Origin of the sequence: Chthoniobacter flavus Ellin428 (assembly GCF_000173075.1) — a bacterium.
Lineage (GTDB): Bacteria > Verrucomicrobiota > Verrucomicrobiia > Chthoniobacterales > Chthoniobacteraceae > Chthoniobacter > Chthoniobacter flavus.
In genome coordinates, this window is sequence record NZ_ABVL01000021.1 from 71,997 (window position 1) to 98,358 (window position 26,362).

Annotated in this window: 20 protein-coding genes; 11 read left to right on the forward strand and 9 right to left on the reverse strand. The window is 62.5% G+C overall.

From position 1 onward, the window contains the following. Positions 1-49: 49 nt before the first annotated feature. The 3 genes from CFE428DRAFT_RS25130 to CFE428DRAFT_RS25140 all read right to left on the reverse strand — a co-directional run bounded on the left by CFE428DRAFT_RS25130 (position 50) and on the right by CFE428DRAFT_RS25140 (position 4,892). Positions 50-2,278, reverse strand: a complete 2,229-nt coding sequence (locus CFE428DRAFT_RS25130; RefSeq protein ID WP_006982493.1) for an RICIN domain-containing protein — start codon at positions 2,276-2,278, stop codon at positions 50-52. 223 nt (positions 2,279-2,501) lie between these two features. Continuing rightward, positions 2,502-3,047 carry a glutathione peroxidase gene (locus tag CFE428DRAFT_RS25135; RefSeq protein ID WP_006982494.1) on the reverse strand — a complete coding sequence of 182 codons (546 nt, stop codon included), beginning with the start codon at positions 3,045-3,047 and terminating at the stop codon, positions 2,502-2,504. Between the two features lie 144 nt (positions 3,048-3,191). Continuing rightward, complete coding sequence (locus CFE428DRAFT_RS25140; protein ID WP_006982495.1) at positions 3,192-4,892, reverse strand: tetratricopeptide repeat protein; 1,701 nt, start codon at positions 4,890-4,892, stop codon at positions 3,192-3,194. A gap of 285 nt (positions 4,893-5,177) precedes the next feature. Here CFE428DRAFT_RS25140 and CFE428DRAFT_RS37740 point away from each other — a divergent pair, with 285 nt between their 5' ends. Then, positions 5,178-5,333, forward strand: coding sequence for a hypothetical protein (locus CFE428DRAFT_RS37740; RefSeq protein ID WP_006982496.1), 156 nt, complete (start codon positions 5,178-5,180; stop codon positions 5,331-5,333). A 46-nt stretch (positions 5,334-5,379) separates the two neighbouring features. Further along, entirely contained in the window at positions 5,380-7,314 is a 1,935-nt protein-coding gene (locus tag CFE428DRAFT_RS25145) for an autotransporter family protein (protein ID WP_006982497.1), read from the forward strand. Between the two features lie 18 nt (positions 7,315-7,332). Here CFE428DRAFT_RS25145 and CFE428DRAFT_RS25150 read toward each other — a convergent pair whose 3' ends face one another. Further along, positions 7,333-9,804, reverse strand: coding sequence for a U32 family peptidase (locus tag CFE428DRAFT_RS25150; protein ID WP_042725761.1), 2,472 nt, complete (start codon positions 9,802-9,804; stop codon positions 7,333-7,335). On the opposite strand from CFE428DRAFT_RS25150, the gene CFE428DRAFT_RS35115 reads away from it, so the two are divergent. Further along, positions 9,740-10,351, forward strand: a complete 612-nt coding sequence (locus tag CFE428DRAFT_RS35115) for a cupin domain-containing protein (RefSeq protein ID WP_006982499.1) — start codon at positions 9,740-9,742, stop codon at positions 10,349-10,351. The genes CFE428DRAFT_RS25150 and CFE428DRAFT_RS35115 overlap by 65 nt on opposite strands. A 31-nt stretch (positions 10,352-10,382) precedes the next feature. Next, a complete protein-coding gene (locus tag CFE428DRAFT_RS25160) occupies positions 10,383-10,802 on the forward strand; it encodes a hypothetical protein (RefSeq protein WP_006982500.1) in 420 nt (139 codons plus the stop codon). A 169-nt stretch (positions 10,803-10,971) separates the two neighbouring features. Here the strand turns inward: CFE428DRAFT_RS25160 and CFE428DRAFT_RS25165 are convergent, their stop codons facing one another. The 4 genes from CFE428DRAFT_RS25165 to CFE428DRAFT_RS25180 form a co-directional block, all read right to left on the reverse strand. After that, on the reverse strand, positions 10,972-11,655 hold the full coding sequence (locus CFE428DRAFT_RS25165) for a peptidoglycan recognition protein family protein (RefSeq protein WP_049975752.1): 684 nt from the start codon (positions 11,653-11,655) through the stop codon (positions 10,972-10,974). A 418-nt stretch (positions 11,656-12,073) separates the two neighbouring features. Next, positions 12,074-12,922, reverse strand: coding sequence for a hypothetical protein (locus CFE428DRAFT_RS25170; protein WP_006982502.1), 849 nt, complete (start codon positions 12,920-12,922; stop codon positions 12,074-12,076). After that, positions 12,919-15,456 carry a DUF1592 domain-containing protein gene (locus CFE428DRAFT_RS25175; protein ID WP_202797498.1) on the reverse strand — a complete coding sequence of 846 codons (2,538 nt, stop codon included), beginning with the start codon at positions 15,454-15,456 and terminating at the stop codon, positions 12,919-12,921. The genes CFE428DRAFT_RS25170 and CFE428DRAFT_RS25175 overlap by 4 nt, the downstream gene beginning before the upstream one ends. 61 nt (positions 15,457-15,517) lie before the next feature. After that, entirely contained in the window at positions 15,518-16,780 is a 1,263-nt protein-coding gene (locus CFE428DRAFT_RS25180; RefSeq protein ID WP_006982504.1) for a DUF1552 domain-containing protein, read from the reverse strand. A gap of 313 nt (positions 16,781-17,093) precedes the next feature. Between CFE428DRAFT_RS25180 and CFE428DRAFT_RS25185 the strand changes: the two genes are divergently transcribed. From CFE428DRAFT_RS25185 to groL, 7 genes are all read left to right on the forward strand, one after another. Then, positions 17,094-18,269: an FAD-dependent oxidoreductase gene (locus tag CFE428DRAFT_RS25185; protein ID WP_006982505.1), complete on the forward strand. Its 1,176-nt coding sequence runs from the start codon at positions 17,094-17,096 to the stop codon at positions 18,267-18,269. A gap of 62 nt (positions 18,270-18,331) precedes the next feature. After that, positions 18,332-18,538 carry an FmdB family zinc ribbon protein gene (locus CFE428DRAFT_RS25190; protein WP_006982506.1) on the forward strand — a complete coding sequence of 69 codons (207 nt, stop codon included), beginning with the start codon at positions 18,332-18,334 and terminating at the stop codon, positions 18,536-18,538. Between the two features lie 248 nt (positions 18,539-18,786). After that, positions 18,787-20,526: an autotransporter outer membrane beta-barrel domain-containing protein gene (locus CFE428DRAFT_RS25195; protein WP_157447628.1), complete on the forward strand. Its 1,740-nt coding sequence runs from the start codon at positions 18,787-18,789 to the stop codon at positions 20,524-20,526. A gap of 404 nt (positions 20,527-20,930) precedes the next feature. Next, positions 20,931-22,886: a molecular chaperone DnaK gene (gene dnaK / locus CFE428DRAFT_RS25200; protein WP_006982509.1), complete on the forward strand. Its 1,956-nt coding sequence runs from the start codon at positions 20,931-20,933 to the stop codon at positions 22,884-22,886. A 19-nt stretch (positions 22,887-22,905) separates the two neighbouring features. Continuing rightward, complete coding sequence (locus tag CFE428DRAFT_RS25205) at positions 22,906-23,151, forward strand: hypothetical protein (protein WP_006982510.1); 246 nt, start codon at positions 22,906-22,908, stop codon at positions 23,149-23,151. Between the two features lie 99 nt (positions 23,152-23,250). Further along, the gene (locus tag CFE428DRAFT_RS25210; protein ID WP_006982511.1) at positions 23,251-23,547 is read left to right on the forward strand and encodes a co-chaperone GroES; all 297 of its coding nucleotides are present in this window, start codon (positions 23,251-23,253) and stop codon (positions 23,545-23,547) included. A gap of 166 nt (positions 23,548-23,713) precedes the next feature. Further along, positions 23,714-25,348, forward strand: a complete 1,635-nt coding sequence (gene groL, locus CFE428DRAFT_RS25215) for a chaperonin GroEL (protein ID WP_006982512.1) — start codon at positions 23,714-23,716, stop codon at positions 25,346-25,348. A 549-nt stretch (positions 25,349-25,897) separates the two neighbouring features. On the opposite strand, the gene CFE428DRAFT_RS25220 is transcribed toward groL, so the two are convergent. Next, a complete protein-coding gene (locus tag CFE428DRAFT_RS25220) occupies positions 25,898-26,188 on the reverse strand; it encodes a GIY-YIG nuclease family protein (protein ID WP_006982513.1) in 291 nt (96 codons plus the stop codon). Positions 26,189-26,362 lie beyond the last annotated feature (174 nt).

Below are 26,362 nucleotides of genomic sequence, written 5' to 3' on the forward strand. Positions count from 1 at the left end.
TGAAGATGCGTATAAGATCAGGTCATCTGCTCCGCCTACAGCTTACCGCTTACAGCTTCGTCCCGTTCACCTTCGTCCACGGCGACCAGGCACCGACGGCGTGGGTCTTGACCTTGCGCTTCCAGATCTTGTCGCCGGCGAAGGCGTAGAGTATGTCGAGATCCTTCCCACCAAGGCAGACCGCCGTGACGCGCGCGTCGCCGGGCACGGGCAGGATGACCTGCGTCGGACCATCATCCGCGCTGATCTGCACGCCTGAACGCGTAGCGGCAAACATCTGCCCTTCCTGCGCGTAGCAGAGACCTTCGGTGCCCGAGTCGTCGTCCCAATCGGCGACAAACCAGTCGAAAAACCGCTCCTTGTTGGTCAGCGAACCATCGGCGTTGACCTGATAGCTATACCCCCACTTCGAATCGCCATCCGCCGCGGTAAGCAGCCATTGATCGGGCCGATACGTCAGCCCCGTCGCGCGCTTCAGGCCGGAATCGACCAGCGTCTTTTTGCCATCCTTCACGTGCCAAACGGCGCCGTGTTCATTCGCCTTTTCGCCCTCGCCGGTGATGTAAAAGCCGCCGTCAGGCATGGCGAGAATCGAGTTCCCGTGCACGCCCTTCATGACCATGCTGCCCTTGCCGCTCTCATCATAGCTCATCACTTCCCCGGTTTGTTCCGAGACGGTGTAGAGCTTGCCATCCACGCCGACTGTCAGGCCATTCGCCTGCCCCGCGTCAGCCGCGAAGACCTTCACCTTCCCCTCGGCGTCGATGCGGTGGATCTCGTTCTCCGCCGTGTCGACAAAAAAGATCTCGCCCTTGGCGTTGCTCGCGGCCGCGCGGATGCCCTTGTAGCCTTGCGCCGCGGGCTGCCACGTTTCCTCCGGCACCAGCACATCCTGCGCGCGCGGCGCGCTCGGGCCGGCCTTCACGTGCTCCGGCCAGCCTTTCCACAGATAGGCCATGGCCTCTTCCCAGTGGTCCATGTAACCGGCCACGTGACGGCCATCGATGATGCGGAACTGGTAATCGTAACCGGAAAACTTCAGCGCCTTATCCATTTCCTGGTCGAGCAGGAACCAATCGCCGGCGCAGTTCTCCATGTCATGCGTCGCGGTGGTAAAATAACCGCGGATCGGCTTGGCTTCGAACTTCCGCACCATCGTCGGGAATTCGTGCCCGCCGCGGAACGCCACGAAACTGCCGCTCGCCGCATAGACGCGGCTGAAGGCATCGGGCCGATTCCACGCCGCGACGAACGCCGCGATCCCGCCGCTGCTGCCGCCTGACATGCAGCGATCGTTGCTGTCCGTCGAGAGCTTGAGATTGAATTCCTTCGCGACGTAGGGGAGCAACTCGTCCACGAGGAAGCGAACGTTGTTATCGTTCACGCCATCGTATTCGAAATCGCGATTACGCCGGCCCAGCGTGCCTTTCATCGGCGCGGGCACTTCGCCGGGCCGCACGAAGACGCCGACCGTTACCGGCATCTCCTTCGTCGCGATCATGCGCTCCAGGTATTCCTTTTCCTTCGGATTATAACCGTCGGTTTTCACATACACGCACGCGGGCTTCGAGCCGTCGTACTGCGCGGGCACGAAGACGGTCACCTCGCGGGTGGTGCCGGGGAAAATCTTGCTCTCCGCGAAAGTGAATTTCTTGATCTCACCGGGCTTGATGTCCGCGGGATTGATCTCCGGCGGTACATACCCTTTCTCCGCCGTGGCGGCGGTGGCCTCCTTCACCGTGCTGCCGGCGAGCGGCTTGATGACCCACTGCAAATGCGGATCGTTCGGATTGTGCGCCCAGAGGTCGATGCGCGCGCCGGGATTCTGCTTCCCGCCGTTGTCGTCGATGCCCATGCCCGGCGCATGCTTCGGCTCGAGACTGTAGTTGCCGTTGTCTTCCTTTTTCAGCGACCACAATTGCCACGGCTGGCCGCTCTCCGTTTCGAGGACGAGTTGGGCGCCGTTATTTTTGCCACCCTTGGCAATCGCCAGGACGAGCGAGGAGCTATAGGAGGGCTTGATGGTGAAAAGATGGTCGCCCTTCGGCGTGATCACCCATTTCTGGTTGGGCGTATTCGCGGGCTTGTTGATCGAGACGATCGTGCCGTCCGTGGTGCCGGCGCCGACCGCTTCGAGGGCCATCGTCGGCGCGCTGGCCGGGGCGATCGAGTAGGCGCCCCAGTCGTCGGCGTGTGCGAGGGAGATGAAAGATCCCGCCGTGAGTACGGTGGTAAGATGACGGAGAAGCCGGGCTTTGGTGTGGCGAGGGGTTTTCATGGAATGGGTGGTGAGGGATTTGGCCCCTCCTCGCTGTCATCCTGAGCGGAGCGCTCGGGGGCCAGCGGGGAGCGCGCAGTCGAAGGACCCCGCCGCTTCACGAACGATACTCGCTGGTGGTTCGGCCGGGTCCTTCGACTGCGTGCCCCGCCGCTTTAACCGCCGGAGCACTCCGCTCAGGATGACAGCGGGGAGGGAGATGAAAGTGAGCGACGGCTGGCCGTCATTTGGCCAGCGCGTCTTCGATCGCCTTGGTCAGCGTCGAGGAGTCCGGCTCCACGTCCGATTCATAGTGGGCGAGGATCTTGCCGTCGCGGCTGATGAGATACTTGTTGAAATTCCAGGTCACCGGGCCGGGCACGGGTGAGGCCGACCCGCTGAGCGCAGTGTAGAGCGGATGGCGATCCGCGCCAATGGTGTGCAGCTTGTCGAAGAGCGGAAAGGTCACGTCATACTTCCCTTTGCAGAAGATCTTGATCTCGCTGTTCGTCCCGGGTTCCTGCTGGCCGAAGTCGTTGCACGGGAAGCCCAGCACCACGAATCCCTTGTCCTTGTATTTGCGATAGAGCGTCTCGAGCCCTTGGTACTGCGGGGTGAAACCGCATTCCGAAGCCACATTCACGATGAGCAGTGTCTTGCCGGCATAAGCCTTCAGCGAGGTCTCCTGGCCATCAATGTTCTTGAGCGGGATCGAGTAAAGCGGTTCTTCCGCAGAAAGCGTGGCAACCATGAGCAGGGCGAAGCTGAAAAGGAGGAGGGGCAACTTCATAAGATCGGCCAGACAACCCCTGCCAGTCCGAGATGTTGGGGTCAATCGCAGAGCGATTTCCCTAGTGTTGGTTAACTATTTCTGGGGGGTGGGCGCAGCGCGGCGTTGCGCCCGCTTGGATTCGCTAAACGGGTCGATGCGCCGCTATGGCACTCGCGCGACGCGAAATGCGGACAATTCCGCCGCTACACGCTCGATCACTTCCTCCCAAGCGCCCGCGGTCTTTTGGCGGAACAGGCGCATGGTTGCATACCAGGGCGTGGATTCGCTTTCGAGTCCCCAGCGCCAATCGGGGGCGAAGGGGAGGAGGGTCCAGACCGGGCGGCCGAGAGCTCCGGCGAGATGCGCCGCGGCGGTGTCGACGGAGATGAGGAGGTCGAGTTCCGCAAGGCAGGCGGCGGTTTCCGTGAAGTCGGTGAGGTGCGCGGTGAGATCGATGACGCCTTCGGGAGAGACGAGAGGAGCGGGGATCGATGGGTGCGTGACTTGCAGGCTGTAGAAGTCGACCTCGGGAACGCGGAGCAAGGGGGACAAAAGGTGTGGGTCGAGGGAGCGGCGGCGATCGTCGACGTGTTTCGGGTTGCCTTTCCACACGAGGCCGACTTTGGTCCGCGACGAAGAGCCGAGGCGATCGCGCCAGCGGGCCCGCTGGTCGGCATCGGCTTGCAAATAGGGATGGTCGGCTGGCTCGGGCGTGAACCGGCGCAGGGCCAGCGGAAGGCTCGGCAAGGCGATGTGCTGGTCGAACTCCAGCGAAGCGGAGCCATCTTCGGTGGCGTGCGGAATGATCTCGGCATGCCATTCGCCGGAGGCGGCGAACAGTCCGGCCAACGAGGGCGGACATCGGAACAGGACGCGCCGGGCACGCGCTTGCGCGCGCACCAAGGGCAGGTAGCGCGCGAACTGGATGGTGTCGCCGATGCCTTGCTCGGCATAGACGAGAATCGTCGCGCCTTCTGCCGGACTGCCATCCCACTTCGGCTGGCTCACGCCCGCCGCGAGGCCGCCGAGGTTCTTCTGGACGGTAGAGCTATGGCGCCATTCGAATTCGCGCCAGCCGTCCTCGTATTGCCCACTCAGTAGCAGAGCGATGCCGAGATTCCAGTGCGCATCGGGGTAATCGGGTTGGCACGCCAGCGCGCGGCGAAAGGACTGTTCCGCCTCACCGACCTCGTCTTTGCCCATGTAGGCGGTGCCACGATTAAGCCAGGCTTTGGCGAAGGTGGGTTGCCGGCCGAGCGCCCGGTCGCAACTGGCGATGGCGTCGTCCAGGCGATCCGCCTCGATGTAGGCGTGGGCGAGATTATTGTAGGCGGCGATGAACTGAGGGTTGATGGCCAGCGCGCGGAGAAAGTGGTGGATCGCCTCGTCCAGCCGGCCCTTGTCGCGCAGTGCATTGCCGAGATTGCTATGCGCCTCGGCGAGATCCGGCTGCGCGGCGACGGCGCGCTGGCCGCTGGAAATTGCTTCATCCAGACGCCCCACGCGCAACAGCGTGTCGCTCAGATTCGTCCACGCCGGGGCGTATTCGGGATCGATTTGCAGCGCCCGTTCGAAACAGCGCACGGCCTCTTCGTGCTGGCCGAGGAAGCGATGCACGACTCCCAGGTCGCAACGCATGCACGCCACGGAAGGCGCGAGTGCCGCCGCTTGTGCAAGACACTCGCGCGCCTCTTCATGACGCCCGGTGGAAAGCAGGCACACGCCGAGCAGATGCCACGCCTCGGCATGACCCGATGCGGCCGCGAGGATCTGCCGGCAGATCGCTTCTGCCGCCGCCAAATCGCCGCTCCCGTGATACTGCACGGCGAGGCGAAACGCTTGGGCGATGGTGATGGCTGGCATGCGGCGCCACCTTGGAAGAGTGCTCGGCTGACAAGCAATTCCGAAAGACATCCGAGCCCGCGTGCTGCAGCGGGAGGAGACGACCGAAGCAAGCTGATCCACCGGTCACCGAATTGCGAAAGCGGCGGCTCGCTTTTCGAAGAGTGAGGCAATTCTGCCGCAAGAATTCTCTTTGCCTAAGACCGGCAATCCGTACCATCGGCGGCCGTCTCACAGATCTATGCACCTGGGGGTGCAGAGGGTTTCTGGAGACGACCTGTTCCGACGGCTTTCAACATCCTTTTCATGAAACTGACCTTCCGTACGTTCGCTCCCCTTTGCACGAGCATCGCTCTTCTCCTCGCCAGTCATCAATCGACCCAAGCGGCCACGGATATCTGGACGAATACCTTCGGCTCCGCCGGCGCCGGGCCCTTTCTGGCTGAATGTTGCGGGTTATAACGGCAATTGGAGTCTGAACACCTGGCCTACGGCGGCGGACGATGCAGTGTTCCAACTGCCTTATGTGCCGATTCCCAGCTTTGTTAATTCTCCCTTTTCGCAGTACCGGCCACTGGCCAATGGCCAGACTGTGGTGCTGATCCAGGGACCCGGCTTGCCGCTGCTCTCCGCCAATAGCCTGACCTTTCTCGGTAACTACACACTCGTCTCCGGCCACATCGCGGTCGACCCCAACTATGTGACCCTGCCGCTGGCGCTGACTTCGGGCAATATCACGGTCGGCGACGGCTTCACCGCCACGATCAACAATCCGCTGACGTCGGGTAGCGGGACGATCACCAAGCTGGGCGATGGCACGCTGGTGCTGGAGCAGGCAGTGCAGAGCAGCCTGCTCGTGCAGCGGGGTATCCTGCGTGGCAGTTTTTCGGTCACGGGCAATCTCACCAACCACGCCACGCTCAGCCCTGGTAATTCGCCGGGGACAATCTCGGTGCAGGGGAATTTCCAGCAATCCCGTGCGGGCACGCTGGATATGGAAGTGGCTTCGCCCAGCTCCTATGATCGCCTGCAAATCGGCGGCAAGGCAGCGCTGGATGGCCAGCTCAACGTCACGCTCCTGAATGGGTTCCGCCCGAAAAAGGGGGAAAAGTTCACCATCCTGACCGCGGGCAGCGGGGTCTCGGGAGAGTTTTCCAAGACCGATCTTCCGACATGGGATTTGCTGGCCCTGCGGGTCTTTTACGGGGGCAACGATGTCTTCCTGAAGGCGGTGGTGAATTCCTTTGGCGATCTGCCGGGATTGACGCCGAATCAACAAGCGGTCGGCCACAGCGTGGACCAAATCCTCAACGACCCACGTGAGACGAAGCTGGTGAACTATCTCTACGATCGCAGCCTGAACCAATTGCCCGGTGATCTCGATCGCCTGGCGCCGGAGGAACTGACGAGCGTGTTCAGCATCGGCGTGGCCTACGCCAATGTGCAGGCGATGAATCTCCAGCGCCGGACGGAAGATATCCGGAATGGCGCGAGCGGATTCAGTGCGGCCAACCTCGCTATTAATGGCGACGGACCGAGTTACAGTGGCAGCTTCGGCACCGCGGGCCCGAATGGGGACGATGGCAAGGATTCGAAGGAGCCGAAAGTCTTGTATCCGGCGGAGAATCGCTGGGGCGTCTTCCTTTCCGGTACGGGGGATTGGGTGAGCGTCGGGGATGATCACAACGCGCGGGGCTATGACTTGAACAGCGGCGGATTTACGCTCGGTGTGGACTATAAGGTGTGCCCGAATTTTGCCATCGGCCTGGCGGCGGGTTATACCGGAACGACGGCGGATCTCGTCGACGGCGGCCGGGTGTGGATGAATGGCGGCAAGCTCGGTCTGTATGCTACGACCTTCGCCGGTGGGTGGTATGCGGACGTGGCGGCCTTCGGCGGCTACAACAGCTTCGATACGAAGCGCGCCGCCCTGCAGGGCGATGCCCGCGGCAATACCGACGGCGGTGAAGTGGATGCGCTCTTCGGTACGGGCTATGACTTCAAGGCGCACGGTTTCACCTTCGGTCCGACGGCGACATTCAATTACACCTACGTGGGCATGAATGGCTTCACCGAGCACGGCTCGCTGGCGCCGCTCGATATTCACAGCGGGAAGGGCGAGTCCATCCGCACAGCATTTGGCGCCAAGGCGAGCTACGACTGGAAAGTTGGCGGCATCGTCATAAAGCCCGAGGTGCGTGTGGCCTGGCAGCATGAATACGGCGACTCCACCTACGACCTCGGTTCGAGCTTTGCTAATGGCGCGGCGGGCTCCTTCGTCGTCCAGGGGCCGCGGCTTGGTCGCGACAGCTTGTTGCTCGGCGCCGGCTTTGCCATCCAATGCAGCGAACGTTGCTCGACCTACTTCTACTACGATGGCGAACTCGGCCGGACGAATTATCAGTCGAACGCCGTCACCGGCGGGATCCGCGTGGCTTTCTGAGCCCGCGGTGACAGCGGGTCAAGCGCCGCGGTTTTCGAACGTGCCGCGGGTGACGCCGAGCTGGGATTGCGCCTGCAGCGTGCGGGAGAGGTCTTCGCCGCGCTGCTCGCCGGAGAGCAGTTCCTGGTAAGCGCGGATGACGCGGCGCGATTGCTCGAAATCTTCCTCCAGCAATTCGATGCGATAGTCGCGCAGGCCGGCGGCTGCGAGTTGTTCGAAGAAACGTGCGCCGGTCTGCGGCACGGCGTTGAAGAGGGTATTGCGGCAGCCGACATCCGCACGCAGCGGGTGCTCCATGCCCACGCGATCGCGTAGATGTACGCGGTGTTTTTCACACGGGCGCCCGCAATCGAGGAACGATTTGCCCTTCGAGAGAAACCCCGCGAAGACGCAGTGCTCCATGTGAAACATCGGCATGTGCTGATGAATGGTGAGCTCGAACCACGCGGGCGGCGCGGCCTGGAGCAGGTCGAGCACTTGCTCGATGTTCAGGTCGTAGCTCACCGTGACGCGCTGGAGACCTTTGCCGATGAAATGCGCGGCGGTCAGCGGGTTGGCGACGTTGAGTGAGAAATCGCCGACCAGTGGCAGCGGGCCGCCGGCGAAATGGGCGATGGCGCCGAGATTGCGAATGAGCACGCCATCCGGCGCGGCATTTTCGATGAGCTTGAAGAAGCCTTGCTCGCCGGCCTTTTGGATACGCGGCGTGGCGAGGAAGATGCGGGTGCCATTGGCAGCCTGGCGCACCCGGGCGACGGCGTCCTTGCCGCGGCGGATGTCTTCGAAATCGACGTAGACTTCGGCGACGTTGTTTTCCAATGCGGCGTCGAGTTGTTCCATCGAGCGGCAGAGCACGCGCAGGGTGGCTTCCTCACGCGGCCCGGTGGCGGCGCGACATTCGCGAGCGACGATCGACTCGACGCTCGTCGCTTCTTCGCGGCGCGACACGGCGTGCGCGGCGTCGAGTTGGAAGACCAATTCGCGACGCAGGCGATTCAGTTCGCCGATGGGCAGGATGACTTCGCCGTCGATCTCGGAATGCAGTTCGCCGAGTTCGTAAACGCTATCGCCCAGGCGACCGAGATGCTCGCGCAGTTTTTCCAGGGTGAGCGGGGCGGTGCGCGCAGTCTGCAACGGCATCGTCGATTGCACGGTGATGGCGCCCGAGCGCAGGGTGAGCGGTTCGCCGGTGCGTCCGCTCACGGCCAAATCCACGCGCTCGCGGTGGCGGGACTCGATGCGGCCGGTGAAGGATTGGCGCAGCCGTTTGTCGAGCTCGGGGTCATCGGTTTTCCACACACGATCGCCCGCCTTGAGCCGGCTGAAATCGATGTGGTCGTGCTGGAAGAAAAGCCGCTGACCTTTGACCTGGAAGATGCGGCCACCTTGCTCGGCGTTCGTATCGCCGCCGGTGTCGAAGACCACGCCATCGCCCGCCTTCAACGGCACTTGGGGCGCGAATTCCACGAAGTCGCGGCCGATGCGCGCGATGCGGCCGGCGAAGGCGCCGCGCTTTTTGCCGAAGCGTGCGGAGACCAGCTCCTGATGATTCACGCCGTGCATCCAGCCGGAGTAAAGGCCGCGCGAGAAGGTCATCTCGAGCTGATAGCGATCGGCGGCGCTGGGCCGAAATTCGCGCTCCGCGAGTGCAGCGTCGATGGCCTTGCGGTAGACTTGGCAGACGGCGGAAACGTATTCCGGCGATTTCAGCCGGCCCTCGATCTTGAAGCTGATGACGCCCGCCTCGATGAGTGCGGGGATTTCATTCACCGCCGCGAGATCCTGCGGCGAGAGGAGGTAACGTTTGTCGCCGAGATCGCGCACCGCGCCATCGACGACGAGCTCGTACGGCATGCGACAGGCCTGCGCGCATTCGCCGCGATTCGCGCTGCGCTGGCCGAGCGATTCGCTGGTCAGGCATTGGCCGGAGTAGGCCACGCACAGGGCCCCGTGGACGAAGACCTCCAGAGGAAGTGCGGAATTCGGAGTGCGGAATTCGGAATCGGGGGCGGCGCGGAATTTTTCCAGTTCGCGCAGCGAGAGTTCGCGGGCGAGCACGGCGCGTTCGATGCCGAGGTCGTGGGCGAATTCCACACCTTCCGGTGAGGTGATCGTCATTTGCGTGGAGGCGTGGATCGGCAGTTCGGGCACGATCTCCCGCGCGAGCCGGATCAAGCCGACGTCCTGCACGATGAGCGCATCCACTCCGGCGCGGCTGAGCAGCCGTAGGTATTCCGCGGCGTCCGGCATCTCGCCGGTGAAGACGAGGGTATTGAAAGCGACATACGCCTTCACCCCGTGCCGATGGCAGAACGCGACGACTTCCGGCAGTTCGGCCTCGGTGAAATTGTGGGCGCGCAGGCGCGCATTAAAGCGCGGCAGGCCAAAGTAAACGGCATCCGCGCCATTCGCCACGGCGGCACGAATGCACTCCCAGTCGCCCGCGGGAGCGAGCAATTCGGGCGTTTCGGTATGGCGTGGCGGATTCATTTGGCGAATCCCTACAAAGCCACAGTTTTGGCCGGATGAAAGGGCGATTCGCACAAAGCGGGATTTCGCGGCCTCGACATCGGCGCAAAGGCTATCGAACCTTTCCTCATGCCTAATCGCCGCCCAAGCTCTCAGCACGATCGCCACCGCCCTCTCCGCGCTCGCCGCGGGCAACAGCCTCTCGCTCGGCGAGGAGCCCGCTCCCGCCAGCGCCTCGAAAGTCACCAAGCTCCTACAAAAGGATCTGCCCGCCGATGCCAACGAAGAAGTCACCGTGGTGACCGTGGACTATGCCCCCGGTGGGGCGTCCCAAGCGCATCGGCATCCCGGACCAGTGGTCGGCTACGTGCTGGAGGGCGAAGTGGAGATCGAGGTCGACGCCCCCGAAGGAACGCCGCTGAAGACTTTTCGCGCCGGGGAGATTTTCTTCGAGCCGCAGGGCGCGATGCACAAAGTCTCGCGCAATGCCAGCAAGACCAAACCGGCGCGCATCCTGGCTTTTGTCGTCGGCAAAAAAGGCGCGCCGCTCGTCTCCCCGGCGAAGTGAGCGAACGATCGCGCCCGCTCTTGAGTAGTCGATGAATTCGAATCCTTTTCTCCGCGTGGCCATCTGGCTGCTGCGACTCGCGCTGGCCGCGGCGTTCTTCTCCGCCGTGGCGGATCGCTTCGGCCTCTGGGGCGCGCCCGGCGCACACGGTGTATCTTGGGGCGACTGGCCGCACTTCCTCGCCTATACGAGCAAGCTGCTTTGGTTCCTCCCGCCGGCGCTGGTCAACGTCGGCGCGTGGGCGGCGACGATTGCCGAAGTGGTCCTCGGCATCGCGCTGCTGACCGGCCGCTGGTCACACATCGTGGCCCTCGCCACCGTTGCGCTGCTGACCTCTTTCGGCCTGACCATGACCGTGGCGCTGGGAGTCAAAGCCCCGCTCGATTACTCGGTCTTCACCGCGACTGCCGCCGCTCTGCTGCTCGCGGCGATCACCATGCCTCGACGCTGAGTCCGGCGCGCGAACAGAGATGCGGCTGCTTTAGCGGTGGTCAATGACCGTCGGCGGATAGGAAGAATAGGAGAGATAGGAATAATGGGACCCTATAACTCCTATTCTTCCTATTTCTCCTATCTGCCATCGACGGTCGTAGACCACCGCTAAATACGCAAGCCGCGCTCTACGCGCCGTGCTCGTAGTAGCCGTTGATCTTCTGCAGGAACGCCTCCCAGCGCGGGCCGGGTCTGCCGTGCTCGAGGAGGATGCGCGGGCAATTCTTCTGGTTGCCGTGAAAATGCCATTGCGGCCAGTGGTAATGCGGCACGACGTGATCGAGCGGAATATTCTGGTCGTGCATGAGCCACGCGGTGAGGCGCGCGGCGCGGTCGAGAGCGGCCGCCTGGCGCGCGGGGTTGCGCAGCTCGCAGATCTCGATGCCGATGCTGGTCATGTTGCCGGGTCCGTCGTGATCGGCGTGCTCACCCTGGATATTGAGCGGGAGTGATTGAATGGCCTGCACATCGTCGACGGTGAAATGCCACGTCATGTAACCGGTGCGGTTCCATTTCGTCCGCGCGCGAAAGGCGCCCACCGCCATGCCACGCGCATGCTGCAGCGCGGTTGCATTTGGATTATCGGTGGAGTGAATGGTGATGTAAGTCGCGTGCAGCGGGAACTCGATGTGCCGCCCGTATCGGCCGTGCGGTACGATCATCTGGCGCAAATTGACATCCGCCGGCGCGGCGCTCTGGGAGAGCGTTTCCGGGCTGCCATTCCCGGCGGTGGCAGTCTCTTGTTTCGTGGTCGAGCAGCTCTCGAGGAGGAAGCCGACGCACAGGACAAACGGAATTGCGGCGATTTTCACGACGTAGTCTTTAGCCAATGTCCGCGAGGGTTCAAAGGGGAACATGCTACCGTTGATCGTGCGCCGGAGCGGCAGCGCGTGGCTGCAGTGCTCGTGAATAGTGGGTGGCGTGGCATTTCTCGCGGCGGCGTTTAGTGCGGCTTCCTCCCCAGTGTCATTCTGAGCGAAGCGCCCGAGGGCGAAGGCGGGCGGGCGCGTAGTCGAAGAACCCCGTCGCTTTACGAGCGATGCTCGCTGGTTATTCGGCCGGGTTTGCGGCCAGTCCCATGGGCATCTCGCTGGTTGTTCGACGGGGTTCTTCGACTGCGTGCCCCCCACGTTCGCCTCGGGCACTCCGCTCAGAATGACCGCGGGGAGGGAGCAGATTCCAAAGCGGCGCAGCAGTGCCGCACTCCACAATGCAAGCGCTGATCGATCGCTATTTCTGAAACGCTTCCGGAAGGCGGATGTCAGGATGTCCGCGTAAAGCGGCGCGTGATTCGGCAGAGAGGGAGATCAGACCTTTTAGGACCAAGGCGCTCGGACAAGGAGCGAGCGCTTTGGCCGTGTCGGCGGGCAAGGTCGTGAGACCGTTCAACACAATTGTGCCTTCGTGTTTTACGAGAGCCGCTGCGGTGTCAGGCGCGAGAGCGGTGAGCCCATTGAGCACGAGCACGCCTTTCTGTTTGGCCAGTGCTGCGGCCGTCGCGGGGGCGAGGGTGGTGAGGTTGTCGAAGCGCAATACTGAAGCCGCATGATCGGCGCGCCGCTGTTCCACTCCGGGCCGGGTGCGGTCCACCAACACGCCCTCATTGGTGGCGAGGACGGCCGCAATTTCCGGCGTGAGCGTCGTGAGGCCATTGAGTTGCAATTCGCCCCATTGCCGCGCCAGCTTTTGGGCGAGTGGCAAAGAGTCGAGCGTGCGCAAGGATTTGAGGGTGATCGCTCCCTGGTGCGTGGCGAGCGCGGCCGCGGTGTCCGGTGCGATTTGCAGAAGACCGTCGAGTAAAATGTCGGCGACGCCAAAGCGGGCCGATGCCTTGTGGCGTGCCAGCGCCGCGGCAGCTTCCGGCGAAAGTGTTTCGAGTCCATCGAGCGACAGCTCTCCATCGTAGCGGGCAAGCACGGCGGCCACCTCCGGCGAAAGGGATTTCAACTGGTTCAATGCCAGCGTTCCTTTCTTTCCCGTCACCAGCTTTTCCGCCTGCGCGGATGTGAGATTCTCCTGCGCGAAAGCACCGCCGAACATCGCCAATGTGACCACGAGGGCCGCGAGCGTCGTCTTCATTTGCGACGGAAGATATCGCTTTCCGTGCAGAGCAGAATGAGATCGCGCAGGCGGTAACCATCCGGCGCGGCGGTTTCGAGGATGTGGCGAATGGCCGGGCGATCGGTCACGTCGAGCTCCCGCCCCAGCGCGTGGATGAGCAACTTCTCCACGAGGCAACGCGCGAATTGATCGTGATCCTGCAAGAGCGCCGTTTTGAAGCCGCTCACGTCCTTGAATTCCGTGGCGCCGAGCTGGCCGCTGGAATCCACCGGCACAGCCGCGTTGGCCTTGACGTAATGGCCGCGCCAACGGCCGATGGCGTCGAACGTCTCCAGGGCAAAGCCCGGCGGGTCGATGAGGTGATGGCAACTGCGGCAGGTGGCATTCGCGCGATGCTTCTCCAACTGGTCGCGGATGGTCTTCGCTCCGCGGATATCCGGCTCGATCACCGGCACATCGGGTGGTGGCGGTGCAGGCGGCTCACCGAGAATGTTTTCCAAAATCCACACGCCGCGAATGACCGGCGAGGTATCCACGCCATTGGCGGTCAGCGTGAGGATGCTGGCCTGCCCGAGCAGACCGCCGCGGCGCCGATCCGGCAACTTCACCCGGGCAAAGCCGAGCGAGGGTGCGTGGCCTTCGGAATCCGGCACGAGATCCTGCGCGGTCAGCCCCTCCACCGGTTGCCCCACGGCGGCTTCCACGACTTTCGGGTCGATGCCGTAAAGCCTGGCGAGCTTGCGATTGATGAAGCTGTAGTCGGAATCGAGGAAGAGATCGATCGATCCATTCGTGTGCAGCAATTGCCGGAAATACAGGCGCGTCTCGGTGCGCATGGCCGCCTCGAGATCGTCGCGATAATACTCGGCGAATTTGTTCACATCCGGGGCCATGGTGCCGAGCTTGCGCATGGCCAGCCAGCCGTTGAGGAATTCATCGATGAACGCATCGGCGCGCGGGTCCGACAACAGCCGCCCGGCTTCTTCGCGGAGCACTTTGGGGCGATGCAATTCACCGGCGGCGGCGCGACGGAGCAGGCGTTCATCGGGCATCGAAGACCAGAGGAAATAGGAAAGCCGCGAGGCGATTTCATAATCGTTGAGCGTCTCGCTTTTCTCCTCGCGATAAAGGAACTCGGGCGCACAGAGGATCGCCTTGAGACCTTGTTGAATCGCCACCTCCGGCTTCTGCCCGGCTTTCTCGGCAGCACGCACGAGCGTAACGATGGGACGCACTTCATTCGCTTCCACCGGTCGGCGCCAGGCGCGCGTGGCGAAGCCGTGCAAGACTTCATCCGCAGCGGAACTCTGGTAAGGCTTGTCGCCGAAGATCAGGCGATGGCTCGCCGGCGGCCACGCTTCGTTGAGCGGACCCTCGACCTCGACCTGCGAGACGAGAATGCGCGGCGATTCGAACCACATCGGCGCGTTGTAATTGTCGCCGCGCAACGCATCCTGCTCGTAGCGCGCGAGCTGTTCCTTATTCAGCAGTGTGTAACGGTTCTCGACGAAATAGTGGTGGAGACGATTGTTCGCGTCTGTGGGCCCGTTCGGATAAGCGAGCCGCGGGAAGTAGCCGCGATCGAGCCACACCCGGCAGTCGAGCCACGTCGCGCCATCGTCGGGCAGATCCCACGTGGCCAACTGGCGTTCGCCGAGCTGCTGATGCGTGGCCGCGTAATTCACGATCTCCTTGTTCTCGGGATCGATGCCCTCCAGCGTGCCGGTGAAGAGCGAGAGACGGATGGGTTCGGTGGGATCGTTCCCCGGCGGGAAGTGGAATTTCTTCAGGTCGAAATCCGCGTGGCGAAACTTCGCTTCCGCGCGGATGCGAATGTGATACCAGCCGCTCGCTGGTACGCCGGCCCGCAGATCGTCCAGCGGATGATAGCCGCCCTTCGGCGATCCGCTGGCCGCTTCGTAGATGGTCTGGTAAGGCTGCGGCTGCTTTGCGACCGTCCGAAAATAAGCCGTCTCGGAGTAGTTGAATCCGAGCGTGGTGCGGTCGAACGGAGGCTTTAGATCCCAACGCTGCACCGCCGGCTTCGGCTCGAAGTGCACCGCGCGCGCCACGATCTGGTCCGTCGCTTCGAGATATTGCCGGAGCAGGAAGCTGGAGGTGACGAGTTTCTCACCGTCGCTTGGGAAGCCGTGCACGCGGTTGTCGTCGGGAAATTCGCGGGTAGGATCGAAGCTGCCGAGATTGAGCTGGAGCAGATCGCGAATGGTGTCGCGATATTCCACACGATTGAGCCGACGCAGCATCGTGGCTCGACGCTCGGTGTGCGGGCTGGCCTGGGCGACGAGCTTCGCCTCCAGCGTGAGCTCCGCGGCGTGGCGCTCGGCTGGCGTGGGCTGGTCTTCATCCGCGGGCGGCATGTTGCGCCGCTCGATCTGCTCGAGCACTTTCAGCCACTGCTTCGCATTGCCGTCATCGATCTGGTCGCTCAACCCTTCGAGCGAGAACTTGCCCTTGTGCGTGGCGTTGTCGTGGCAATCGAGACAATGATCCGACACGAAATCTTTCACTTCCGCCGCGGAGGCGGAAGCCACGGCCGCGAAGGCGGCAAAATGCAGAGCTGCGAGGAGGGCTCGACGCCCACGGACGGCCATATCAGGTCAAACCGTTGATCGTCCCCTTGCTGGTCCCGAAGGAGGCCGTCTCGATGCCAAAGCGTTGCGCCATGGTGAGGTAAAGATTGCAGAGCGGCACTTTTTTCCCGGTCTCGCCGGGCATGGCGAGGTGCGTCTGGTGAGCGTAGCCGCCGCCCGCGAGAATGACCGGGAGATTTTTGTTGGTATGGGCGCTGCCGTCGCTCATGCCGCTGCCGAAAAGGATTTGCGTGCTGTCGAGCAGTTCGAGTTCGCCGAGTTTCTTCACGAATTGCGCGAGGTGTTCGATCTGGTAGCGCTCCACCTTGCGCAGGCCGGCCATGAGCGTCGGGTCTTTGCCGTGATGCGAGTAGCCATGGTAGCTCTTCTCGGTGAGGCCGACACCGGCGCAATCGAATGCGCCGGGAACTTCCAGCGTGGCGACGCGCGTCGAATCGGTCTGTAGCGCGAGCGCGATCAGCTCGAAGAGAATCGGGACCTGTTGCGTGACGGTGCCGTTGCGCGGCTCCTTCATATCCACCTTCGGGCGCGGACGGGAGAGCCACGCTTTTTCATCCTGTAGCGATTTTTCGACCTGACGCACGGAGGTGAAATACTGGTCGAGCTTTTCCTGGTCGCGCGTGCTTAGCCGGCGGTTCATCGCCTTGGCCTGTTCGTTGACCGCATCGAGAATCGAGCCCTGCTCATCGTAGCGCGCCGCGCGTTCGCCGGCCTGCGCCGCGGGGTCGTCAACGAACAGCATTTCGAAGACCCGGGTGACTTTCTGGATGGAGGGGACCATCACCCCGGAGCGGGTCCACGAGAGTTCCACGCCGCCGCCGTCGTTGCTGCCGGCGGAGGTGTTCAGCACCGGAAAGCGGGTCTGGCCGGCGCAACGTTCGCCGCAAAATTGGTCGAGGGTGATGTTGCCATTCGGCATGCTCGCCGCCTCGCTCGAGCGGACACCGGAGAGGAAGGCGTGGGTCGCTCCGTGGCCGCCGCCGAAGCCGTGGTCGAGATTGGAAAAGACGGTGAACTTGCCGCGCAAGCCATCCAGGGATTGGAGATTTTCCGGCAGGGTGGTCGCGAGGCCGACCTCGGTGGGGAAGAAGGCGTCGTGGATCATGCCGAAGGGATTGGCCACGCAGACGAGGCGCTGGATTTGCGGCGGTGCATTGCGCCCGCGGGCGAGGCTTTCCAGGAACGGCAGGGCGAGACACGCTCCCACATTACGCAGGAAGTGGCGGCGATTCACGAGCCCGGGTGAAAGTAGTGGAGGGGTCATGGGAAGAGGTGGGGTTGCTGCCGGGAAATTGCCGGCCAGGATCGCATGTAAATGCGGGGGAGGAAACGTACCTTAGCGAAGAATAGGCTGGGTGCGGTCCCCCGAAAACTCGGGGGGACGTTCCGCGTACCTAATTGAAAAAGTAGACAAAAAGGACGGAGGTACGCCAGGCCTTCGAGCGGAGGAAAAGGACACGTTGGCGGAAATCCACGACTCTCCGGGCCGCCCCCAAAAAATGAGTCATCCATGAGGGAATTCATACCACATCAGTCCGCGATGGACATTGCACCCTGCTCGCGACAAGGCTACTGCGGTGACTGAACCCCTGCGCATCGGCATCTGTGGCTTTGGCGTGGCCGGGGGCGCGCTGGCGGTGATGCTGGCGCGCGACGGGCATCAGGTCACTTTGCTGGAGCGCGCGCCGAAGGTCGGACCGGTCGGTGCGGGATTTCTTCTGCAACCGTCGGGACAGCAGATCCTCGCGCAACTCGGGCTCTTCGAAACGGTGGCGCGACGCAGCGCGCGCATTGAGCGACTGGAGGCGTTCACCGAGACGGGCAGGCAACTTACCGATCTGCGATATGGCCGTCTGGCGCGCGGCATGTGCGCTTATGGCGTCCAGCGTGGCGTGCTCTTTTCCGTGTTGCACGAGGCCGCGGCGGCGGCGGGAGTCACGATCACCCTCGCCGCGGAAATCGCCGGCGTGGTTGAAACGGAAACCGATGTGCGAGTGCGCGATGTTGCGGGCCGTGAATTCGGCCCCTTCGATCTGATCGTCGGCTCCGATGGCTCCCGCTCGTGGTTGCGCACCTGGTTGAATCCTTCGGCGAACGGCCGGCGCGAGTACATCCACGGCGCCTTGTGGGGCAGCGGCCGTCTCGATTCCCCGCACGATGCCTTGCACCAGGTTGCCCGCAGTGCGCGGCAATTGCTCGGCCTCCTGCCGATCGGCGAAGGGCGCGTCGCCTTCTTCTGGGGCCTGCGGTGCGATGCACTCGACCCGCTTCGCCAGCGTGGCTACGCGAGCTTTCGCGAAGAAGTAGCCGCGTTGTGTCCGCGCGCTTTGCCGGTCGTCGATGAGCTCGGCAGTTTCGAGCAACTCTCCTTCGCCGGCTATCTCCACGCCTTGCCGCGCCGCGTGCATTCCCGCCGCGTCGTGCTGACCGGCGACGCCGCGCACGCCATGAGCCCGCACCTCGGCCAGGGCGCGAATCTCGCGCTGCTCGATGCCGAATGTCTCGCGCGGCTTTTGGCCCAAGGCCCATTGGACGAAGCCCTGCCCCGTTACGCGCTCGAGCGCCGCGCGCACTCGCGCTATCTCGCCCTCCTCTCGCAAATGCTCAGTCCCTTCTTCCAATCCGACAGCCGCCTGCTCGGCTGGGGCCGCGACCTCGCCCTTCCTCTCCTCTGCGCCGAGCCGTGGATGCGCCGGCAAATGGAGCTCTCCGTCGCGGGGTTGAAGCGGGGATTTTTCGATCGGCTGATTTAGAGAAGTTCTGCTCGCTGCAATTTTCAATTTTCAATTTCCCATTTTCATCCCTCAATTCCCCCATGGCTACCTACGTCTACGAAACCATCCCCCAGAAAAAGGGTCAAAAACCCAAGCGCTTTGAGTACGTGCAAAAGATGAGCGACCCGGCGCTCACCCACGATCCCGAGAGCGGTTTGCCGGTGCGGCGCATCATCACCGGCGGCAGCGGCAATATCATGCGCGGCACGAGCATCCTCTCGATGAACAACCCGCGCAAAGGCCGGTAGCGCGCGCGGGGGGCGGCCGCTCGACCATCGAAATTTCCAGGGTTCTTTGGGCGCATGCCTGGCGCATGATCCTCCGCGGCGGAGTCGTTTCGTGGCCCGCCAGCGTCGATCGCGGGCCAAAAAAACGTTGACAACGCGGGTTGTGTTTACCACAACCTCGCTCCGTTCACTCACAGCGAAGGTACGTTGCGTCCGTATTTCAGCGCAACGCAGGCCCCCTAAAAACCCAACCCAAGGAGAATATGAAAGTGAAAACACCCAAATCCAAATCCGCTTTGTTGGCGCTCGCCGTGGCCGCCGCCCTTTCGGCCACTTCGGCGAAAGCCCAAGTCGTCAATCCCAACTTTGCCGATGGCCTCACCGGCTGGACCGTCAACGGTTCCAACACCAAAATGGCTTTTGGCTACAATCAGGCGCCGCTCGGTCCCTTCACCGCCGCGGGCGTCGTCGGTTTGCAAAACGGCGCCGTCATCATTCGGAGCGGCAATTTTCCTCCTGATTTTCAGACCATCAACTTGGTGACGTCGCAACTCAGCCAAAAGTTCTCTCTTCCTTCCTCGCTGCCGGCCTTCCACACCGGACGGCTGCAATTGATCGGCAAAGTGAATATCAGCTTCGATTGGCAGGCGCTCTCCAATGAGGCCCCCGGGGCTCCCTTCGATTACGTCCGCGCTGCGGTTAACGGAAGAACGCTCGTCGTCGACGAACTGCGGATGACTGGGAACAACAACACACCCGGTGCGTTCGGTTTCTTCCGCTCCTCCAGCGTGAACCATTTTAGCGGGAACATCGGTGGCTTGAGCGAGGGCGTCAATACCCTGAGTTTCTCTGCTTCGGACACGATCGACAGCGTCGTCGACAGCGGCCTGGCGATCAGCAATCTCAAGCTGAAGTTCAGGCTGGCGGACGTGGAGGCCATCAATTCCGTCTACAACAGCGGTTTGCCGGTGGTGCTCGCCCAGCGGCAACTCCTCTTCAACGTGGCCTTCAATGCCAACCGCGACGTCAACGCCCGCCTCTTCCGCCTGCGCTCGGAGATCGATGAAGTGACCGGCGCCGCCGGCCCGAGCGGGGACGGCAAGGCCTGCAAGGAATGCAAGAAGGAGATCGTGCCGGAAGAGAAGCGCTGGGCCTTCTTCGCCACGGGCAATTATGGGTATCGCGACCAGAACAACGTCAACCTCACCGCCGGGTTCCAGACCGATCTCTTCACGGCGACCATCGGCGGGGAATACAAGCTCACGCCGCACCTGACCATCGGCGTGGCGGCGACCCGCGTGGAAGCGGACAATGACCTCGGTGCCCTCGGCACATCGGACATCGAAGGCTGGAGCTACGACGCGTATATCTCATATGCGGCGAACCACTTCTACGCCGACCTGCTCTACGCGCTGGGCACTTACAATAACCAGATCAACCGCAACACCGGTTTCCTCGGCCAGGGCGCCACGGCTCGACCGGACAGCCTGACCAACAGCCTCCAGTTCAATACCGGCTACAACATCCCGGTCGGCCGCTTCGTCACCGGCCCGCTGGCCAGCCTCAATTGGGTCCATGCGGACATCGATGGTTACAACGAACAGCAGGGCGGCAACGCCGACCTGACCGTTCCCAAGCAGCATGCGGATTCGCTGACCTCCGAATTCGGCTGGCAGCTCTCGATGCCCTTCCACACCGGCTTCGGCAGCGTGACCCCGCAGGTACGGGCGAGCTGGGTGCATGATTATCTCAACACGACCAAGGACGTGACCGTCGGGCTGCAGAACTCGCCGTACTATCTGGTCGATGGCGCCAGCGTGAGCCGCTTCGGCAGCTTCAACGCCACCGGCAGCACCAGCGCAGCGGGCAACGATTACATGAGCGTCGGCGCCGGCGTCGCCTTCGGCATCGGCGACCGCGCGGCGATCGTGGTCGACTGGGAAGCGCACTTCTTCCAGGCCCACGCGTCTTCGCAGAACGTCTCGCTCACCGGCGAGATCAAGTTCTAAGCGGACCGGATAGCCACAGTCTCATTTGCCATGGGCCGGACAAGCGATCGTCCGGCCCATGTGCGTTTAAAGGGTGAACATCCAACATCCAACATCCTATGGAGCTGTCGCACGTGCGCTTGCGCCCATTGGAAGCCGAGGCTTTGCGAGACGCCCGCGGTGCCGTGGGGGCAATTGGACGTTGGGTGTTGGATGTTTGCGCCGAAGGCGCCCCTCTGTGCCTCTGTGTCACACTGTACGGGCCAAAAGTGGGACATGACCCGGTTTTTGGCACACCTGTGCACATGGGAGTGCCAATCGTAACCATCCACAAAATAGCCACTTACAACGCGCACCCATCCCCGGCGCACTCCGTGCTGAAGGGCGGGTGATCTCCAATTTTTTCAAGAAAGACCCTAAAACCAATGGCTAAAATACTCGGTATTGACCTCGGCACGACCAATTCCTGCATGTCCGTCATGGAAGGCGGCGAGCCGGTGGTGCTCGAAAACTCCGAAGGCGCACGCACCACGCCCAGCGTAGTCGCTTTCAGCAAGACGGGCGAACGCCTCGTCGGCCAGGCCGCGAAGCGGCAGGCGGTGACCAATCCGCAAAACACCATTTTCTCCGTGAAGCGCTTCATGGGCCGCAAGTTCGACGAGGTCCAGGACGAGCTCCATCGCGTTCCTTACAAGCTCGTCAAGGCTTCCAATGGCGACGCGCACATCTCCATTACCGTCAACGGCGAGACCAAGACCTACAGCCCGCCGGAAATCTCCGCGATGATCCTGGCCAAGCTGAAGGCCGACGCCGAATCCAAGCTCGGTGAAAAGATCACCCAGGCGGTCATCACCGTCCCCGCTTACTTCAACGACTCGCAGCGCACCGCGACCAAGGACGCCGGCAAGATCGCGGGCCTCGAAGTGCTCCGCATCGTCAACGAGCCCACCGCGGCTTCGCTGGCCTACGGCCTCGACAAGAAGTCCGACGAAAAGATCGCCGTGTATGACCTCGGCGGCGGCACCTTCGATATCTCGGTCCTCGAGATCGGCGACGGCGTTTTCGAGGTGAAGGCGACCAACGGCGACACCCACCTCGGTGGCGACGACTGGGACAACGCGGTCATGGACTGGATCTTCCGCGAATTCAAGACCGACAGCGGCATCGACCTCACCAAGCAGCCCGACGCCGTGCAGCGCATCAAGGAAGAAGCCGAGAAAGCCAAGATCGCCCTCTCCAGCTCGCAGGAATACGAGATCAACCTGCCCTTCGTCACCGCCGACCAGAGCGGCCCGAAGCACATCCAGAAGAAGCTCACCCGGGCCAAGCTCGAGCAGCTCACCGATCCGCTCTTCGAGCGCACCATCGGCCCGGTCAAGGCGTGCTTGAAAGACGCTGGCCTGAGCGAGAAGGAAATCGATGAGCTCGTGCTCGTCGGTGGTATGACCCGTATGCCGCGCGTCATCGAGACCGCGCGCAAGCTCGTCGGCAAGGAGCCGCACAAGGGCGTGAACCCGGATGAAGTCGTGGCCATCGGCGCGGCCATCCAGGGCGGCGTGCTCAAGGGCGACGTCAAGGACGTGCTCCTGCTCGACGTCACCCCGCTCACCCTGGCCATCGAAACGGCCGGCGGCGTGGCCACGCCCATGATCCCGCGCAACACCACGATCCCGACCCGCAAGTCGCAGATCTTCTCCACCTACAGCGACAACCAGCCCGGCGTGGAGATCAAGGTGCTGCAAGGCGAGCGCCCGCTCAGCCGCGACAACAAGAATCTCGGCACGTTCCACCTCGACGGCATCCCGCCGGCCCCGCGTGGCACCCCGCAGATCGAAGTGACCTTCGACATCGACGCCAACGGCATCCTGCACGTCAGTGCCAAGGACCTCGGCACCGGCAAGGAGCAGAAGATCTCCATCACCGGCAGTTCCGGCCTGAGCAAGGACGAAGTCGAGAAGATGCAGAAGGAAGCCGAGCTCCACGCCGAGGAAGACAAGAAGGCCAAGGAGACCATCGAGATCCGCAACAACGCCGACAACCTCGCCTACCAGTGCGAGAAGCAGCTCAAGGACCTGGGCGACAAATTGCCCGGCGACAAGAAGACCGAGATCGAAGGCAAAATCGCCGCCGTGCGCGAAGCGCTCAAGGGTAGCGACACCGACGCGATCAAGGCTGCTTACGACGACCTGCAGAACAAGTTCCAGAGCGTGAGCGAGGAACTCTACAAGCAGGCCGCCGCCTCCCAAGGTGGCGCCGCGGGCGCAGGTCCCGGCCCCGAAGCTTCCGGTGGTGCATCGGCTGATGCCGGCGCCCAGAAGAAGCAGGATGGCGACGTCGTCGACGCCGAATTCGAAGTCGTGGACGAAGACAAGAAGAAGTAAGTCGCCAACGCGGATTCCCATGCGCTTCCTCGGCCTCACCATCGCCCTACTCGCCTCGTCTCTGGGCGCGCGCGCCCAGTCTGCTGAAGACCGCGTCGCCGCGCTGGAGGCGCGGGTGAAGTCTCTCGAAACGGCCTTGCAACAGCGTTCGAGCGCGCCTCTGGCGCTCGACGCTGGCGCGCAGGAATCTGCAACTGGCGCCTACGAAATAGCCGTCCCGCGAGTCATTCAACTCACCACCGGCCCTTCCGACACGGCCCCCTAAACTTTACCGAAAACGCCGAGGTCCGCGGATTCTCTAGCCCGCCGACCTCGGTGCTCGCTAAAAACCAAAACCAAAACAACCAACCAAACCAAAACCAACATGGCATCTGTCAATGTTCGACCCCTCGCCGACCGCGTGCTCGTGAAGCCGCTGGAGGCAGTTGAAACCAAAAAGGGCGGGATCATCATCCCCGACGCCCACAAGGAAAAGCCCCAGGAAGGCGAAGTCGTGGCCCTCGGCACCGGCAAGCGCGACGAAGCGGGCAAGCTGATCGAATTCTCGGTGAAGAAGGGCGACAAGGTCCTCATCTCCAAGTACGGCGGCACCGAAATCAAATTCGAAGGCGAGTCCTACCTCATCATGCGTGAGGACGACATCCTCGGCATCATCGGCTAACCAAACCGGCGTGCTGCTCTCCCACTCTTAATCGTAATCTTTAATCCTGAATCGTTAATCCTCGCTCCTCGGAAAGAGATTAAGATTAAGGAATAAGATTAACGATTAAGACCCGAAGCGGTCCGCCACTATTCACTATCAACTAACTACTATCCACTAACTCCACATGGCAGCTAAACAACTCCAATTCGACGAAGCCGCTCGCCAGGCTCTTCTCCGCGGTGTCGAGAAACTCGCGAAAGCGGTCAAGGCGACCCTCGGGCCAGCCGGACGCAACGTCATCCTCGACAAGAAATTCGGCAGCCCGACCATCACCAAGGACGGCGTGACCGTCGCCAAGGAAATCGAGCTCGACGATCCCTATGAAAACATGGGCGCCCAGCTCGTCCGCGAAGTCGCCAGCAAGACCAGCGACATGGCGGGTGACGGCACCACCACCGCGACCGTGCTCGCTGAAGCCATCTACAAGGAAGGCCTCAAGAACGTGACCGCCGGCGCGAACCCGATGTCGCTCCAGCGCGGCATCAACAAGGCCGTCGAAGCCCTCGTCAACGAGATCTCCCGCATCTCCAAGAAGGTCAAGGATCGCACCGAGATCGCCCAGGTCGCCACCGTCTCCGCCAACTGGGACACCACCATCGGCGAGATCATCGCTGACGCGATGGACAAGGTCGGCAAGGACGGCACCATCACCGTCGAAGAAGCCAAGTCGATCGAGACCACCCTCGACGTCGTCGAAGGCATGCAGTTCGACAAGGGCTACATCTCGCCCTACTTCGTGACCAACGCCGAGTCGCTCGAAGTGATCCTCGACAATCCCTACATCCTCATCCACGAGAAGAAGATCAGCTCCCTCAAGGACCTGCTCCCCGTGCTCGAGAAGACCGCCAAGACCGGCAAGCCCCTCCTCATCATCGCTGAGGACGTGGAAGGCGAAGCGCTCGCGACCCTCGTCGTGAACAAGCTCCGCGGCACCATCCAGGTCGCCGCCGTCAAGGCCCCGGGCTTCGGCGATCGCCGCAAGGCCATCCTCGAAGACATCGCCATCCTCACCGGTGGCCGTCTGCTCAGCGAAGACCTCGGCATCAAGCTCGAGAACATCACGCTGGAAGACCTCGGCAAGGCCAAGCGCATCACCATCGACAAGGAAAACACCACCATCGTCGAAGGCAGCGGCAAGAACACGGACATCCAGGGCCGCGTTGGCCAGATCCGCCGCCAGATCGAAGAGACCACCAGCGACTACGATCGTGAGAAGCTCCAGGAGCGCCTCGCGAAGCTCGCCGGCGGCGTGGCCGTCATCAATGTCGGCGCCGCGACCGAGACTGAGCTCAAGGAAAAGAAGGCCCGCGTCGAAGACGCCCTTCACGCGACCCGTGCGGCCGTGGAAGAAGGCATCGTCCCCGGCGGCGGCGTCGCTCTGATCCGCGCCCAGAAGGCCCTCGAAGCCGTGAAGCTCGAAGGTGACGAAGCGATCGGTCTCGCCATCATCAAGCGCGCGATCGAAGCGCCCCTCCGCCAGCTCGCCGACAACGCGGGCCAGGAAGGCGCCCTCATCGTCAGCGAAGTCAAGAAGCGCAAGGGCAACGAAGGTTACAATGTCGCGACCGGCGAATACACCGACCTGATCAAGGCCGGGGTCGTCGATCCCGCCAAGGTGACCCGCAGCGCGCTCCAGCACGCGGCCTCCATCTCCGGCCTGCTCCTGACCACCGAAGCGGTGATCACCGAGCTCCCCGAGAAGGAAAAGCCGGCTGGCGGCGACGCCCACGGCCACGGCCCGGGCGGCATGGACTACTAAGCCACGCGCTTAGCTAGACCTGCTGACTTCGAAAACTAGTTAGCTAAATATTCACGACCGCCGGGTTCCGCAAGGGGCCCGGCGGTTTGTGTTTTTTTGGGGGGAGTGAAAGTGGCAGTGGCACCCTGCGGCTGATGGGTAAACGCCAAACGACGGGAAGCCGCTCCGTAAATAGCGCGAGCGCCCAAAAAAAACGCTGTCATCCTGAGCGAAGCGGGGAAGCATGGGCGGAGTCGAAGGACCTCCAACTTCCGTGGGTTTTCGTGCGGAGCCGTGACGGCTCTCCTGGCAGAAACGTCTTCTGCAAACATACGGATGAAGAAGGATATTGGAGGTCCTTCGACTGCGCGTCCCGCCCGCCTTCGCCCAACGGGACGCTTCGCTCAGGATGACAGGCAGTTTTTGGACCGCTGCCGCTACGTGCGGAGCACTATCTGGACGAAGGCGGCACCGTTGGTTCATATGCTCTATCACCATCAACAAATACGTGATCACCGTCGTCAGCGTGATCGGCCCGAACACGAATCCTTCCGGCATCTTTCGTATCGATTACGGCCAATCTGCCGAAAGTTCCTCCCAGCGCGGATTCATCGTTTCAATCAGCGCATTTTTCTTCTCCCGTCGCCAACCCTTGAGCTGCTTCTCTCGCGCAATAGCGGAAAGCGGATCGGGGAACTGCTCGTAGTACACCAAGACGATGCAATGATATCGCTGGCTGAACGAAGCCTTCTCGGGATTTCGGTGCTGCCACAGTCGCGTAGGCAGGTCATTCGTCACGCCGATGTAGAGCGTTTTGCGCCCCTTGTCGGTTAGGATGTAAACGTAGTATTCACGGTTCATCTGCTAAAGCGATTTCGATTCAGTTAGTCGCACAGAACGGAGCGCCAGCGCCGAAAAAAGCTGTCATCCTGAGCGCAAGGAAGGAGCCTAAGCGACTGACTGGAGTCGAAGGGCCTCCAATATCCCGGGCGCAGGCGAAGGGGAAATGGGCGTGCAGTGACGCGCAAGTTGAGG

Bases quoted from the DNA above. Each gene is read 5' to 3' on its own strand.
- CFE428DRAFT_RS25180 (WP_006982504.1), bottom strand. From the start codon at position 16,780: ATGACCCCTCCACTACTTTCACCCGGGCTCGTGAATCGCCGCCACTTC.
- CFE428DRAFT_RS25135 (WP_006982494.1), bottom strand. From the start codon at position 3,047: ATGAAGTTGCCCCTCCTCCTTTTCAGCTTCGCCCTGCTCATGGTTGCC.
- CFE428DRAFT_RS37740 (WP_006982496.1), top strand. From the start codon at position 5,178: ATGAAACTGACCTTCCGTACGTTCGCTCCCCTTTGCACGAGCATCGCT.
- groL (WP_006982512.1), top strand. From the start codon at position 23,714: ATGGCAGCTAAACAACTCCAATTCGACGAAGCCGCTCGCCAGGCTCTT.
- CFE428DRAFT_RS25170 (WP_006982502.1), bottom strand. From the start codon at position 12,922: ATGAAGACGACGCTCGCGGCCCTCGTGGTCACATTGGCGATGTTCGGC.
- CFE428DRAFT_RS25210 (WP_006982511.1), top strand. From the start codon at position 23,251: ATGGCATCTGTCAATGTTCGACCCCTCGCCGACCGCGTGCTCGTGAAG.
- CFE428DRAFT_RS25220 (WP_006982513.1), bottom strand. From the start codon at position 26,188: ATGAACCGTGAATACTACGTTTACATCCTAACCGACAAGGGGCGCAAA.
- CFE428DRAFT_RS25130 (WP_006982493.1), bottom strand. From the start codon at position 2,278: ATGAAAACCCCTCGCCACACCAAAGCCCGGCTTCTCCGTCATCTTACC.
- CFE428DRAFT_RS35115 (WP_006982499.1), top strand. From the start codon at position 9,740: ATGCACTCCCAGTCGCCCGCGGGAGCGAGCAATTCGGGCGTTTCGGTA.
- CFE428DRAFT_RS25190 (WP_006982506.1), top strand. From the start codon at position 18,332: ATGGCTACCTACGTCTACGAAACCATCCCCCAGAAAAAGGGTCAAAAA.
- CFE428DRAFT_RS25150 (WP_042725761.1), bottom strand. From the start codon at position 9,804: ATGAATCCGCCACGCCATACCGAAACGCCCGAATTGCTCGCTCCCGCG.
- CFE428DRAFT_RS25140 (WP_006982495.1), bottom strand. From the start codon at position 4,892: ATGCCAGCCATCACCATCGCCCAAGCGTTTCGCCTCGCCGTGCAGTAT.
- dnaK (WP_006982509.1), top strand. From the start codon at position 20,931: ATGGCTAAAATACTCGGTATTGACCTCGGCACGACCAATTCCTGCATG.
- CFE428DRAFT_RS25205 (WP_006982510.1), top strand. From the start codon at position 22,906: ATGCGCTTCCTCGGCCTCACCATCGCCCTACTCGCCTCGTCTCTGGGC.
- CFE428DRAFT_RS25160 (WP_006982500.1), top strand. From the start codon at position 10,383: ATGAATTCGAATCCTTTTCTCCGCGTGGCCATCTGGCTGCTGCGACTC.